The following is a 13,183-nucleotide window of genomic DNA, read 5'->3' on the forward strand; positions in this document are numbered from 1 at the left end:
GTGAGGACAGCTACAGTCGCCGCTAATTCTCCTGCTGCCGAGGCGAAAGAGAAGCTGGCGGTGAACGATCGGCCCATGTCGGGGTACCCCCCCGGCCTCAACGCCCACGAGTACGACGCCTATTCCACGGGCTCCTACCGCACCGCCGGCACCACCTTCCCCACCGCGTACAGCACGTCCGACACGTACGGCGCCCCTGCCGCAAACGAGGCGTACCAGGCGTACGAGGCGTACGACCCGTACGGGCAGGGCGGCGCCGGGACCGGGCCGGCTCCCGAGCAGAGCGCGTACGAGCAGTTCGACCAGACGAACGGGTACGGGTTCGGGTACGGCTACCCCACGGAGTACGGCACCGGCTACGACCAGACGGGCACGTACGCGATGTACGACCCGTACGCGTACGCCACCGCCCAGCCCACCCAGCAGGCGACCGGGACGGCCTCCTACGACACGGCCTCCTACGACACGGGCGTCTACGACACCGGTGTTTACGACACGGGCACCTACGACAGCACCGCGCTGTGGCCGGGCGGCATCCCGCAGCAGGCGACGCAGTCCCCGCAGGCGGACTGGGACTCCGGCGGCTATCCGGCCTACGGGTACGGCGACGGCAACGGCTACGGACCCGGTTACGAATACGGATACGGGTACGACGCCAACGGCGACACCGGGATATACGAGCAGTTGGGCGGCGTCACGGCTACCGAGCCCTCGTACCACCCGGCGGGCACCGGCACCGGCACCGATGGCCACGCAGACGCAACCGCAACCGCAGCCGATGACCACGAAGGCGCAGCCGGCCCGTACGCCTCCGCGGACGGCCCCGCGTACGCCCCTGGCGTCGTCGACACCGAGAGCGACCTCGGCGTCGACGACGGCGACCTCGACCCCGACGAGCACGTACGGCACGACTACGCCGCGGACGGTCCCGCAGGGGACGGCGGCGGCCCGGTCGCGCGCAGCAGGCGCCGCAAACCGGCGAAGCGCTCGGCGTTGCTGACCATCGCCGTGCCGTCGGTGGCCGTGATGGGCGTGGCCGCGGTCGGCGCGGCGGCGGTCGGCGGTGTGGGCATGGCCCAGGGTTCGTCCAAGGCCCAGGCGGACGCCGGGAGTTCGGGCGGCAGCCAGCCGACCACGCAACTGGACCGCCAGCTCAGCGGGGTCAGCCGGGACGCCGACGACTTCGCGACCCGCGCCAGCCGCACCCAGCAGCGGCTCGACCTGAAGGACCGGCAGGCCGCGGCGGCGAAGGCCAAGCAGGAAGCGGCGGCCCGCAAGGAGGCGCTGCGGCCGAAGTTCGTCCTGCCGGTGACGCAGAAGGGCCTGAGCGCGTACTTCGGCCAGGCCGGCGAGCACTGGATGATGCTGCACACCGGGATCGACTTCCCCGTGCAGGTCGGCACGCCCGTGATGGCGGCGACCGACGGCACGGTGCGCACGCAGTGGAACCCGTCCTACGGCAACATGGCGATAGTCACCGCTCCCGACGGGACGGAGACCTGGTACTGCCATCTGAGCAGTACCAAGATCCGCAGCGGCAAGGTGAAGGCCGGCACGGTCATCGCGTACTCCGGCAACACGGGCAACACCACCGGCCCGCACCTCCACTTCGAGGTGCGGCCGGACGGCGGCCGGCCCATCGACCCGCTGCCGTGGCTCCTCGCACACGGCCTCGACCCGCGCTAGTCACTCACCGGCACCGCACCCAGCGCCCAGCACCCGACCCGCCGCCGACCGCCGCCGCGGTCCCACCGGCCGGCGGCGGCTACAGCTTCTCCACCGGCGCGTACCGCAGCAGCAGTTGCTTGGGGCGGTCGTCGCCGAAGTCGATGGTGGCCTTCTCGTCGCCGGGGCGGCCGGTGACCGCGATGACCGTCCCGAGCCCGAACTGGTCGTGGGTGACGCGGTCGCCGACGGCCAGCGAGATGACCGGGCGGTCGCCGGAGCGGCGGGTGGCGAACCCGTTGGAGCCGGAGGAGCCGTTGGAGCCGGACCGGCCGCGGGCGGCCAGCGTCGAGGACAGGGACGCCGCCGCCTTGGAGACCGCCCCACCGCCGCCGGCGGCGACGGACGTCGCGGAGGAACCGGTCCGCTTCCACTCGACCAGCGGGTCCGGGATCTCCTCCAGGAAGCGGGACGGCGGGTTGTACGAGGGCTGCCCCCACGCGCTGCGCATGACCGAGCGAGTCAGGTAGAGGCGCTCACGGGCCCTGGTGATGCCGACGTAGGCGAGCCGGCGTTCCTCCTCCAACTCCTTGACCTGGCCGAGGGCCCGCATGTGCGGGAAGACCCCGTCCTCCAGTCCGGTGAGGAAGACGACCGGGAACTCCAGGCCCTTGGCGGTGTGCAGGGTCATGAGCGTGATGACCCCGCCGCCCGCCTCCTCGTCCGGGATCTCGTCGGAGTCGGCGACGAGCGCCACCCGCTCCAGGAAGTCGGCCAGCGTGCCGGGCTCGTCCTCGGCCCGCTCCTGCTCGAACTCCAGCGCCACGGCGGCGAGTTCCTGCAGGTTCTCCACCCGGGTCTCGTCCTGCGGGTCGGTGGACGCCTGCAGTTCGGCCAGGTAGCCGGTGCGCTCCAGCACGGCTTCGAGGACCACGGCCGGCCCGGCGCCGGACTCCACGATGGTGCGCAGCTCCTCCATGAGCGTGTTGAACCGCTTGACGGCGTTCGCCGAGCGCGCGGCCATCCCGTACGCCTCGTCGACGCGGCGCAGCGCCTGGGGGAAGGAGATGCGCTCGCGCGCCGCCAGGGCGTCGATCATCGCCTCGGCCCGCTCGCCGATGCCGCGCTTGGGCACGTTGAGGATCCGGCGCAGCGGCACCGTGTCCTCGGGGTTGGCCAGGACCCGCAGGTACGCGAGGACGTCGCGGACCTCGCGCCGCTCGTAGAAGCGGACGCCGCCGACCACCTTGTACGGCAGCCCGACCCGGATGAAGACCTCTTCGAAGACACGGGACTGGGCGTTGGTGCGGTAGAAGACGGCCACGTCGCCGGGGCGGGCCTGCTCGGCGTCGGTGAGCCGGTCTATCTCGTCGGCGATGTACTGCGCCTCGTCGTGCTCGGTGTCGGCGACGTAGCCGACGATGGCCGGGCCGTCGCCGGCCTCGGTCCACAGGTTCTTGGCGCGGCGGCTCGCGTTGCGCTCGATGACGGCGTTGGCGGCCGACAGGATGGTCTGGGTGGAGCGGTAGTTCTGCTCCAGCAGGATGGTGCGGGCGTCCGGGTAGTCCTCCTCGAACTGGAGGATGTTGCGGATGGTGGCGCCGCGGAAGGCGTAGATGGACTGGTCGGCGTCACCGACCACGCACAGCTCGGCGGCGGCCTCGCCGGTGCCGACCAGCTCGCGGACCAGGGTGTACTGGGCGTGGTTGGTGTCCTGGTACTCGTCGACCAGGACGTGCCGGAAGCGGCGCCGGTAGTGCTCGGCGACATCGGGGAACGCCTGCAGCAGGTTGACCGTGGTCATGATGATGTCGTCGAAGTCCAGCGCGTTGGCCTCGCGCAGCCGCGCCTGGTACATCGCGTACGCCTCGGCGAGCTTCTTCTCGAAGGTGTTCTCGGCCTGGGCGGCGAAGGTCTCCTCGTCGATGAGCTCGTTCTTGAGGTTGGAGACCTTGGCGCTGAAGGACTTCGGCGGGAACTGCTTGGGGTCCAGGTCGAGGTCCCGGCAGACCAGCGCCATGAGCCGCTTGGAGTCGGCGGCGTCGTAGATCGAGAACGACGAGGTGAAGCCGAGGACCTTGGACTCGCGGCGCAGGATGCGCACGCAGGCGCTGTGGAAGGTGGACACCCACATCGCGTTCGCCCGCGGGCCGACGAGCTGCTCGACGCGCTCCTTCATCTCGCCGGCCGCCTTGTTGGTGAAGGTGATCGCGAGGATCGAGCCGGGGTGCACGTGGCGGGTGGCGAGCAGGTGGGCGATGCGGTGGGTGAGTACCCGGGTCTTGCCGGAGCCGGCGCCCGCGACGATGAGCAGCGGCCCCCCGGAGTGCACGACGGCGGCGGCCTGCTGCTCGTTGAGCCCCTCCAGGAGCTGCCGCGGGTCCGTCGCCGGGCGCGGGGCACCGTCCCGGTAGTACGAGTCCCGCGGCGGCCCGTCGAAGCGGTCGCCGAACAGTCCGTCGGGTACGTGCTCGGGGCCGTCCTCCTCCTCGGGCGGCGGGGGCTGCTCGGCGCCGGCGGGCCCGTGGGGGGCGTCGAACCCGGCCAGGAAGTGTTCGTCAAAGAGGCTGCTCATCGTCTACCGAGTCTAGGCGCCCCGGGTGACAGGCACGTGCGTTCCGGGTCGGCCGGGGGCCGGGGCGCCCGCTCGGGCCCTCGCCGCCCCCTACCGTCCCCCGTAACCCCTTGCCGCGGCTTCTCCCCGCGCCCCCCTCGTCACGCTCCGCGACCGCCACCCGTCCCCGCGTATGGCAACCGCAAAAGATTACGAAAAGGTATCGGGCCTATCGGACATCGCCCTTCCGTACGGGAGCGCGCTTTGGCTAGCGTGCGGCGCCAGCAAGCGCCCGAATGGGTGTCCGAAAGGAGCCGCTCCTCCATGGCGACGCACCGCAAGGCCAGAACCGCGCTGCTCAGCTCTCCGGGGCCGCGCGCGGCGGTCGGTCTCACCACCGCCGCACTGGCGACCGTGACCCTGCTCAGCGAGAGCGCGAGCGCCACCCCCGCGCCGAGCAGGCCCGCGCAGCCGTCCATCGCCGAGGTGAAGGCGAAGGTCGACTCGCTGATGCACCAGGCCGAGGTGGCGACCGACAAGTACAACGGGGTCAAGGAGCTGACGGCCCAGCAGAACGCGACCGTCAACAAGCTGCTGGAGCAGGCGGCCCGCAAGACCCAGGCACTCAACGACGCGCGCCGGCAGCTCGGCCGGTACGCGGCCGCGCAGTACCGCGACGGCGGCGACGACACCACCACCCGCTACCTGATGTCCTCCGACCCGCAGGACCTGGTCGACCAGGTCCACCTCACCGGTGTGCTGGCCGACCGGCAACGGCAGGCCGTCGAGTCCTACCGGGAGCAGCAGGCCGCCGCCACCCAGCAGCGCGTCGCGGCGGCCAAGAGCCTGGCCGCCCTGACCGCACGGCAGGCCCAGCTCAAGGCGGCCAAGGCGGACGTGCAGAGCAAGCTCTCCGAGGCACAGCACCTGCTCAACAGCCTGACCGCGCAGGAGAAGGCGCGGCTGGCGGCGCTGCGGGCCAAGCAGGAGGCCGCGGCCAGGGCGGCGGCCAAGAAGCTGGCGGAACAGCTCGCCGCCAAGCAGAAGGCCGCCCAGGAGGCCGCGGCGAAGGCGGCCGCCGCCAACGGCACGCCCGCGCCGTCCGCGCCCGGCACCTCCTCGCAGGCCGACAAGGCGATCGCCTTCGCCCGCAACCAGCTCGGCAAGCCGTACGTGTGGGGCGCGACGGGCCCGGACTCGTACGACTGCTCGGGGCTGACGCAAGCGGCGTACAAGGCGGCCGGCATCGACCTGCCGCGCACCACCTGGGACCAGGTGAACGTCGGGACGCGGGTGTCGGAGTCGGACCTGCGGCCGGGCGACCTGATCTTCTTCTACAGCGACATCAGCCACGTGGGCCTCTACATCGGCAACGGCGAGATGATCCACGCGCCGCACACCGGAACCGTGGTCAAGATCGCCCCGATCACGGAGATGCCCTTCTACGCGGCGGTCCGTCCGTATTGAACGCCGGATTCCGGAAAGACGGTCCCGGTCCGCATTCGCGGGCCGATGACCGATCACACCCGCATGTCCGGCAATGACCCACCACGTCCCGCACAAGCAGTAATGTCACAAAGCGATTTCGGTCACATTGCGATCCAAACTTCCCATCACTCGAAAGAGTTGACTACGGTAGCCCGCTAGGTGACGCGCCTCCCGCCGGTGAAAGGGCCGGCAGCACGCCACCTCCGCTTAATCCGGCCGGCGGCCGGAGCCGGGGACCCAACAGCGTTTTGGGGTGAATCGGGACAGACGCCGACAGGCGTCGACCCGTAGGGCGGCCTTCCCAGCCCGAACCCGTCAGCTAACCCGGTCAGCGGTCCACGGAAGGAGTCGCCTCCTTGGCGTCGCACCGCAAGCCGCGTACGTCTCTACTCGCCGCGACCGCCCCGCGCGCCGCGGTCGGCGTCACCGCGGCGGCACTCGCCTCGGTCACCCTGCTCAGCGAGAGCGCGAACGCGGCGCCCGCGCAGCCGTCGATCAGCCAGGTGAAGGCGCAGATCGACAAGCTGAACCAGCAGGCCGAAGTGGCCACGCAGCAGTACGACCAGGCCAAGGAGAAGACCGCCGACCAGCGGACGAAGGCCGACCAGCTGCTCACCCAGGTCGCCGAGAAGACGCAGGCGATGAACGACACGCGGCGGATCCTGGGCCAGTTCGCCAGCGCGCAGTACCGCGACGGCGGCCTCGACCAGACCACGCAGCTCTTCCTGTCGGACGACCCCGAGCAGTTCCTGCAGCAGAACCACCTGATGGACCGCCTGTCCAGCACGCAGGAGCAGGCGCTGAAGACCTTCAGGATCCAGCAGGAGCAGGCGAGCATCCAGCGGCAGCAGGCCACCGCGAGCCTGAACGAGCTGACCGCCGCGCAGAACAGCCTGGCCGCCCAGAAGAAGAACGTGCAGAGCAAGCTGGCGGCCGCGCAGAAGCTGCTGAACAGCCTCACCGCTGCCCAGCGGGCGAAGCTGGCCAAGCTCGACCACCCGTCGTCCTCGTCGTCCTCGTCGTCCTCGTCGTCGCCGTCCTCGTACACCTACAACGGCCCCGCCTCGGGCCGGGCCGCCGCCGCGATCCAGTTCGCGCTGGCCCAGCGCGGCAAGCCGTACGTCTCGGGCGGCACCGGCCCCAACGCCTACGACTGCTCGGGGCTTACGCAGGCGGCGTACAAGGCGGCCGGCATCACCATCGGCCGCACCACCTGGGACCAGGTCACGGACGGCGTCGCCGTCTCCAAGTCCGACCTGCGGCCCGGTGACCTGGTGTTCTTCTACTCCGGCATCAGCCACGTGGGCATCTACCTCGGCAACGGCCAGATCGTGCACGCCCCGCACACCGGGGCGGTGGTCGAGATCGCGCCGATGGACTGGATGCCGTTCGCGGCGGCCCGCCGGATCGCCTGACCCGCCACGCCCGGCCGGCCTGCTGATCGACCGATCGGCCGGCCGGGCCCCCGGGCACGGCAACCGGCACCCGCGAGGGCTGTCCCGCTGGGGGACGTCGCTCAGTCGGCGTAGTCCTTCAGTTTTTCCGCATGCAGCGTGATTCCGACCGGGGCCGGAAGTTCGATGTCAGCGCCGAACGGACGTGAGGTGACATTGCGGTACTTGCCGTCTTCCGGCTCACTGAAGACGGTGATCGTCAGATCCTCGCGGTCAACGAGAAGGTAGACGGGGATACCGGCGGCCGCGTAACCGTCGCGCTTCTCGTGACGGTCGCGCCGATCGGTGTCGGCGTCGTGGGAGGTGACCTCGACGGTCATGAGCACGCCGTCGGGCTCGGCCCATTCACCCTGGCCCGCGAAGTGTCCCTCGGGCGCCAGCGTCCCGTCGGGCCGTGCGCGCCCCTTGCGGTACGTCCCGATGCTGAGGCCACGCTCCGTGTAGAGCGTGAGTTCAGGACGATGTTGCATGCAGCGCCTCACGAGCCACATGACGATTTCATCGTGATTCCCGTCGGGCACGGGCTTGACCTCGATCTTTCCGTTGATGAATTCCAGCCGTACCGTCTCGGGAGCCGTGGCTTCGATCTGCTCGAACTCCTCGACAAGCATCTGCGGCCGGTCGTCAGTGGTCCTCGGGGTCATGGCGTCGCCTCCTCCCCCCCATAGTGCCCTTCTTTCGGGAGGCGCGTGCGTCACGCTCACGCGGTGATCCTTTCTCGCATACGGATGGCCGTCCGGAGCCGCTCGGTTCGCACAAACCCGCCCCTCGACACGACTCCGGGCATCCCGTATCCCGTATTCCGTACCAATTCTCCGGTTCATAAGCCCGGATCCCGCACACTACGGACATGTGACCCTTTGCCGCAAGCCGGTCACCGGGCGTCATCTCCCCTGTCCCCGGGCACGGTTGAGCGGGCCACGGGCATCCGCGGACTACGGGCGGAGGGCAGGGGGGAGCCCCGGGGGGAGCGGGAACGGCTCCCCCCGGGGCTCTTGCGGGCCGCGGGCGCGTCAGGCGGTTCTCGGGCTGCGCTCAGGTGGTTTTCGGGCGGTGTTCAGGCGGTGTTGTTGGCCAGGGCCACCAGGCGGGAGTGGTCGCCGTTGAAGCGGTCGCGGTCCACGGCGCCCGAGACGCCGCTCACCGATCCGGAGTCGGTGTACTGCCAGATCGTCGCGTACGGGAAGCCGTTGGGGATGACGGGGTCGGCCGCGGAGGTCCAGCTCGCCGCCCAGAGCGGGCTCCTCGAGGACATGCCGCTCCAGCCGCCGGTGCATGAGTTCCACCAGCTCGCGCTGGTGTAGATGACCACGTCACGGCCCGTCTTCGTCTTGTAGGTGTTGTAGAAGTCCAGGATCCACGACTGCATCGCGCTGACCGACTTGCTGTAGCAGCCGCCCTCCAGGTCGAGCATGCCGGGCAGCGTCAGGTTGTCCGCCGACCAGGCGCCGCCGTTGTTGGCGAAGTACGTCGCCTGGGTCGCGCCGCTGGACAGGTCCGGCCGCGCGAAGTGGTACGCGCCCCGGATCACCTTGTTGTTGTAGGCGTGCAGGTAGTTCGCGTTGAAGTCGGGGTCCTTGTACGAGGTGCCCTCGGTGTCCTTGATCCAGGCGAACTGGATGCCCGCCGCCTTCACCGACGCCCAGTTGATGGTGCCCTGGTAGTGCGAGACGTCGATGCCCGGCGGGGGGCTGGAGGCGAAGTCCGGGCTGACCACGCCCTGCGGGGTGAGCTGGAGCGGGCGCGTGTCCGGTTTGAAGTCCTTGCCGTCCTGGATGTAGCCGACGCCCGCGTATCCCTGGCCGAGCGGGACGGGGTCGCCCGACGGCGCGGACCGCGCGGAGGCCGTGCCCGCCGTCATGGTCACGGTCAGCGCGACGCTCGCGCCGAGGACGCCGATCACCGTCAGGGCTTGGGTGGTGCGCGTTCGCGAGAACAAGGCTCCTCCTGGGCGTTTTCCGGTAACGAGGGGACGGGTGACACGAACTGCTGATCTACTCGCGTAGCTATGAGGCTGACATTCGCCGGCGCTGCTTCGGTACCGCTACTGGGGGGGAGGTGCGGGTCGCGGGCACCCGGAGTGCCGGGCACGGGGGGCTGCTGGGCGTGCCGTGCGGGCGTGCGTGAGTGCGGGCGTGCGTGTACGCGCGTGAGGCCGCGGCGGGCCGAGCCGGCCAGCCGCTTGTCGCGGACGCGACAATAATAGGCAGAAGTTACCCACGGGAAAGGGGTTTCCGGCACCATCTCTGGTCCAGTCCACCGCCCGCCCCGCGGGCCTGGGACGATCGGCGCCGCCGCCCCGAACTTTCACGGCCTGGAAGCCCCCCGTTCCGCCACCGGCCGGACGCTGTGCGGGAGAGGACCGTGCCCGTTGGGCACCGGCGGGCCGGCGCGGGCAGCCGCGCTCCGTGAGGCCGAGCGGGTTTCGGGCGCCCCCCGAAGCACGGAGGCGCAGTTCCGTTCTGCCATGAGCACGATGTCGCAGATCCTCGCGGAGGCACAACGGGACATCGGCCTGTGAGGCGGCACCCGCTCGTGATGGCGCCGCCCCGTGCGGTGCTCCGGGGCGGCGGCGGGTGTCGGGTGTGGGGGGTCGAGGGCCGAGGGCCCGGTGGTCGGGGGTCCGAGGGGTGGGGTCGGTGGGCCGCGTTCAGCCCTTGTGGTGCTGGGGGCTGGAGGAGAAGCCGCCCGTCCAGGCGGCCTTCGCGCCCGAGTCGCCTATTCGGTAGACGTCCACGACCGCGCCGACCGCGATGACCACGGTGACGACGGCCGCGATCACGCGGAACCAGGTGGTGGAGGCGAACGCCAGGGAGCCGGACGCCGGAGCGGCCGAGGCGGACGCGGCGGCCGGGTCCGGCTCCTGCGGCGCCCGGCGGCCCAGCCACCACACAAGGGCGGTGACCAGGAAGAGACCGGTCGCCCACGGCAGCAGTCCGTCACCCAGTTCGGTGTGCTTGCGCAGCAGGGGGGAGTCTCCGACCCGGCTCTCCAGCCACTCGCCGGCGTGCGTGGTGACCGGGACCATCCCCAGTGTCACCAGCCCGAGCACGGGCAGCGCGAGCCCGAGGCGGCGGGCCCAGCTCGGCCGGACGGCGCAGGCGACCGCGAGCAGAGCGGTCAGCGGCACCAGAACCACGACGAAATGAACGAAGAGGACATGGGCCGGCAGCCCGTTGAACTTGGTCAGCATGAGCCGCACGCTGTCACACCAACTTCTGAGTCCCCTCTGAGAACAGGGGTTACTCACACACTGGACCGCGTGCCGGCGTACGCGCCGGTCGAAGGGGCCAATGTACCGGCGCACGCGGCCGCCGTGCGGGCCGTGGCCGGGCGGAAGGCCGCAGGGCCGGGCCATGTGGACGCCGGCTCTCCGGCTCCGCCGCCCGGGCCGGACGGAAGAAATACGGGGACGGGGGCTTCGCGGGCGGCCGTCCAGGGGGCGAACGGCACGGCACCGTAACCGTTCGCCCGATACGCGCCCCCGCGCGGCCGGGGAGGCGTAACGTCGGCTGTCGCCCCTGGGGGCGGACGCGGAAGCAGACGACGAGGAGGTCGGACATGCGTGCCCTGACGGCGGGTTGGGGTGACTGGCTGTCGGTGTTCGAGCAGCACTACAAGGCGCTGCCGGCCGCGGTCGAGGACAGCGGGTGCCCCAACTGCGGCGCGCGGCGACTGCGGCTGACGTTCACCGGCACGGAGGAGGAGCGGATCGGCTACGCCGCCTTCTGGTGCGACGGCTGCCTGTTCGGCATCCACCTCAGCCGCTGCGAGGTCCCCGAGGGCGTGCCGATGGAGTCCCTGCACACGCCGGTCGAGCAGCGCTCGGTCCGGGTCCCCAACTACACGCTGCTGTGGCCGGACGACCACTGACCCGGGACCGGCCCGCCCCCGGTCACACCAGCCTGCGGGCCGTCGCCCACCGGGTGAGCTCGTGCCGGTTGGAGAGCTGCAGCTTCCGCAGCACCGCCGAGACGTGCGACTCGACGGTCTTCACCGAGATGAAGAGCTGCTTGGCGATCTCCTTGTACGCGTAGCCGCGCGCGATCAGCCGCAGCACCTCGCGCTCGCGCTGGGTGAGCCGGTCCAGGTCCTCGTCGACGGGCGGGGCGTCGGTGGAGGCGAAGGCGTCCAGCACGAAGCCGGCCAGCCGCGGCGAGAAGACCGCGTCCCCGTCCCTGACCCGGAAGATCGAGGCGACCAGGTCGGGTCCTGTGATGGTCTTCGTGACGTAGCCGCGCGCGCCGCCGCGGATCACGCCGATCACGTCCTCGGCGGCGTCGGAGACCGACAGCGCGAGGAAGCGCACCGGCCGCTGCGGGTCGGCCATCAGCGCGGCGCACCGGCGCAGCACCTCCACGCCGCCGCCGCCCGGCAGGTGCACGTCGAGCAGGACGACCTCCGGCCGGGTCGCGGTGACGACGGAGACCGCCTGCTCCACGTCGGCGGCCTCGCCGACGACCTCCACGCCGGTGGCGTCGGTCGCGCCGATCTCGGCCTGCACCCCGGTGCGGAACATCCGGTGGTCGTCGACGAGCACCACCCGCACCCGCCGCGCGCCCTCCCCCGTACCGCCGCCGGCGTCCGTGCCGCCTCCGGCGCCCCTCCCGGTGCCGGCGTCCGTACCGCCCCCGACCGAGCCCCCGCCCGTGCCCTCGCCCGTGCTCATGCCGCCACCCTCTCCATCTCCAGTTCCACTTCCGTACCCCCGCCGGGCGCGGGCCGCAGCCGCGCGGAGCCGCCGTTGCGCTGCATCCGGCCGATGATCGACTCCCGTACGCCCATGCGGTCGTCCGGGACCTGGTCGAGGTCGAAGCCCGGGCCGTGGTCGCGCACCGAGACGAAGACGCGGGCGTTCTCGACCTCGGCGTAGACCTGGACCGGCTCTCCGGCCGCGCTGCCACCGTACTTGGCCGCGTTGACCATCGCCTCACGTGCGGCCTGCATCTGCGCGCCCAGTTTCTCGTCGAGCGGGCAGTCGCCGACGCAGACCACCTCCACGGGCACCCCGTGCGCGTCCTCGACCTCGGCGGCGGCTGCGCGCACGGCCTCGGCGACGGTCGCCGGCTCGTCGTCGCGCCCGGTGCCGTCGGGGCGGTAGAGCCAGGCCCGCAGCTCGCGTTCCTGGGCGCGGGCCAGCCGGGAGACCTCGCGCGGGTCCTCGGCGTGCTTCTGGATCAGGGTCAGGGTGTGCAGGACGGAGTCGTGGACGTGCGCGGCGACCTCCGCGCGCTCCTGGGCACGGATGCGCATCAGCCGCTCCGCCGACAGGTCCTGGGTCATCCGCACCAGGTAGGGGCCGGCTATCAGCGCCACCCCGACCAGGACGGCCAGCGCCGCCTGCAGGATGCCGCCGAGGTGGCTGCCGTTGCCGCGCACCACGATGAAGCCGGTGACGCCCGCCACGACCAGGAAGACGCCGGCCGCGGCCCGGGCCAGCGGCCAGAACCGCTTGCGGTGGCTCATTTCCAGCCAGCGGGCCTTGCGCGCGTTGTCGGCCTGCCGCCACACCAGCGCGACACCCAGCCCGATCACCAGCAGCGGCCAGACCGCGCGGTTGGCGGCGCCGAGGTTGAGGTTGTCGATCAGGACGCCCGTGCCGACGGCGAGCGCCACCAGCGCGATGATCTGCCCCTTGTCGGGGCGCTTGCCGGCCAGCCAGGAACGTGCGTCGCGCGGCTCCTTGGCCTCGGCGACCCCGCCGAGGCCGAGCGGCACGAAGAACCAGAACAGTGCGTAGAGCAGCACCCCGATGCCGTTGAAGGCGGACAGCACCATGAACAGCACCCGTACCCACAGCACCGGCAGTCCGAGGTGGCCGGCCAGGCCGCGCGCCACGCCGCCCACCCACCGGCCCTCCGAGCTGCGGTAGAGCTTGCGCACGTCGGGCTCGGGCGGCGGGGCGAGGAAGGACGCGCCGGTGGGTCCGGCGGATCCGGCCGGGCGCCCGGGATGGGTGGCGGACGGCGGGCTGCTGGCTGACATGCCTCCGATCGTCACACAGCGGCACCGCCCCCGGCAT

At 71.4% G+C, this 13,183-nt stretch carries 10 protein-coding genes and 1 riboswitch; of the genes, 4 read left to right on the plus strand and 6 right to left on the minus strand.

Features of this window, described 5'->3' with window-relative positions; genetic code table 11:
* Nucleotides 1-75: 75 nt before the first annotated feature.
* Complete coding sequence (locus K7G61_RS17645; protein ID WP_225847827.1) at nt 76-1,686, plus strand: M23 family metallopeptidase; 1,611 nt, start codon at nt 76-78, stop codon at nt 1,684-1,686.
* A gap of 79 nt (nt 1,687-1,765) precedes the next feature.
* Here the strand turns inward: K7G61_RS17645 and pcrA are convergent, their stop codons facing one another.
* Nucleotides 1,766-4,240, minus strand: a complete 2,475-nt coding sequence (gene pcrA, locus K7G61_RS17650; RefSeq protein WP_225847828.1) for a DNA helicase PcrA — start codon at nt 4,238-4,240, stop codon at nt 1,766-1,768.
* Nucleotides 4,241-4,543: 303 nt separating this feature from the next.
* Here pcrA and K7G61_RS17655 point away from each other — a divergent pair, with 303 nt between their 5' ends.
* On the plus strand, nt 4,544-5,686 hold the full coding sequence (locus tag K7G61_RS17655; protein ID WP_225847829.1) for a C40 family peptidase: 1,143 nt from the start codon (nt 4,544-4,546) through the stop codon (nt 5,684-5,686).
* A gap of 215 nt (nt 5,687-5,901) precedes the next feature.
* Nucleotides 5,902-6,057, plus strand: a riboswitch (cyclic di-AMP (ydaO/yuaA leader).
* Nucleotides 6,058-6,063: 6 nt separating this feature from the next.
* Complete coding sequence (locus K7G61_RS17660) at nt 6,064-7,122, plus strand: C40 family peptidase (RefSeq protein ID WP_225847830.1); 1,059 nt, start codon at nt 6,064-6,066, stop codon at nt 7,120-7,122.
* A gap of 101 nt (nt 7,123-7,223) precedes the next feature.
* On the opposite strand, the gene K7G61_RS17665 is transcribed toward K7G61_RS17660, so the two are convergent.
* The 3 genes from K7G61_RS17665 to K7G61_RS17675 all read right to left on the minus strand — a co-directional run bounded on the left by K7G61_RS17665 (nt 7,224) and on the right by K7G61_RS17675 (nt 10,354).
* Nucleotides 7,224-7,805 carry a Uma2 family endonuclease gene (locus K7G61_RS17665; RefSeq protein ID WP_225847831.1) on the minus strand — a complete coding sequence of 194 codons (582 nt, stop codon included), beginning with the start codon at nt 7,803-7,805 and terminating at the stop codon, nt 7,224-7,226.
* Nucleotides 7,806-8,218: 413 nt separating this feature from the next.
* Nucleotides 8,219-9,022 (minus strand): GH25 family lysozyme, encoded by an 804-nt coding sequence (locus tag K7G61_RS17670; protein WP_225847970.1) that lies wholly within the window; start codon nt 9,020-9,022, stop codon nt 8,219-8,221.
* 789 nt (nt 9,023-9,811) lie between these two features.
* Complete coding sequence (locus tag K7G61_RS17675; protein WP_225847832.1) at nt 9,812-10,354, minus strand: DUF2231 domain-containing protein; 543 nt, start codon at nt 10,352-10,354, stop codon at nt 9,812-9,814.
* Nucleotides 10,355-10,722: 368 nt separating this feature from the next.
* Here K7G61_RS17675 and K7G61_RS17680 point away from each other — a divergent pair, with 368 nt between their 5' ends.
* Nucleotides 10,723-11,034 (plus strand): hypothetical protein, encoded by a 312-nt coding sequence (locus tag K7G61_RS17680; RefSeq protein WP_225847833.1) that lies wholly within the window; start codon nt 10,723-10,725, stop codon nt 11,032-11,034.
* Between the two features lie 22 nt (nt 11,035-11,056).
* On the opposite strand, the gene K7G61_RS17685 is transcribed toward K7G61_RS17680, so the two are convergent.
* Both K7G61_RS17685 and K7G61_RS17690 read right to left on the minus strand, forming a co-directional pair.
* Complete coding sequence (locus tag K7G61_RS17685; RefSeq protein WP_225847834.1) at nt 11,057-11,830, minus strand: response regulator transcription factor; 774 nt, start codon at nt 11,828-11,830, stop codon at nt 11,057-11,059.
* Entirely contained in the window at nt 11,827-13,146 is a 1,320-nt protein-coding gene (locus tag K7G61_RS17690) for an ATP-binding protein (protein ID WP_225847835.1), read from the minus strand. The genes K7G61_RS17685 and K7G61_RS17690 overlap by 4 nt, the downstream gene beginning before the upstream one ends.
* Nucleotides 13,147-13,183: the final 37 nt, after the last annotated feature.

Origin of the sequence: Streptomyces sp. HPF1205 (assembly GCF_020400825.1) — a bacterium.
In the GTDB taxonomy this organism is placed as follows: domain Bacteria; phylum Actinomycetota; class Actinomycetes; order Streptomycetales; family Streptomycetaceae; genus Actinacidiphila.

Excerpts from the sequence above, each read along its gene's own strand:
- K7G61_RS17670 (WP_225847970.1), bottom strand. The coding sequence starts at position 9,022 with ATGACGGCGGGCACGGCCTCCGCGCGGTCCGCGCCGTCGGGCGACCCC.
- K7G61_RS17655 (WP_225847829.1), top strand. The coding sequence starts at position 4,544 with ATGGCGACGCACCGCAAGGCCAGAACCGCGCTGCTCAGCTCTCCGGGG.
- K7G61_RS17645 (WP_225847827.1), top strand. The coding sequence starts at position 76 with ATGTCGGGGTACCCCCCCGGCCTCAACGCCCACGAGTACGACGCCTAT.
- K7G61_RS17665 (WP_225847831.1), bottom strand. The coding sequence starts at position 7,805 with ATGACCCCGAGGACCACTGACGACCGGCCGCAGATGCTTGTCGAGGAG.
- K7G61_RS17685 (WP_225847834.1), bottom strand. The coding sequence starts at position 11,830 with ATGAGCACGGGCGAGGGCACGGGCGGGGGCTCGGTCGGGGGCGGTACG.
- pcrA (WP_225847828.1), bottom strand. The coding sequence starts at position 4,240 with ATGAGCAGCCTCTTTGACGAACACTTCCTGGCCGGGTTCGACGCCCCC.
- K7G61_RS17680 (WP_225847833.1), top strand. The coding sequence starts at position 10,723 with ATGCGTGCCCTGACGGCGGGTTGGGGTGACTGGCTGTCGGTGTTCGAG.
- K7G61_RS17675 (WP_225847832.1), bottom strand. The coding sequence starts at position 10,354 with ATGCTGACCAAGTTCAACGGGCTGCCGGCCCATGTCCTCTTCGTTCAT.
- K7G61_RS17690 (WP_225847835.1), bottom strand. The coding sequence starts at position 13,146 with ATGTCAGCCAGCAGCCCGCCGTCCGCCACCCATCCCGGGCGCCCGGCC.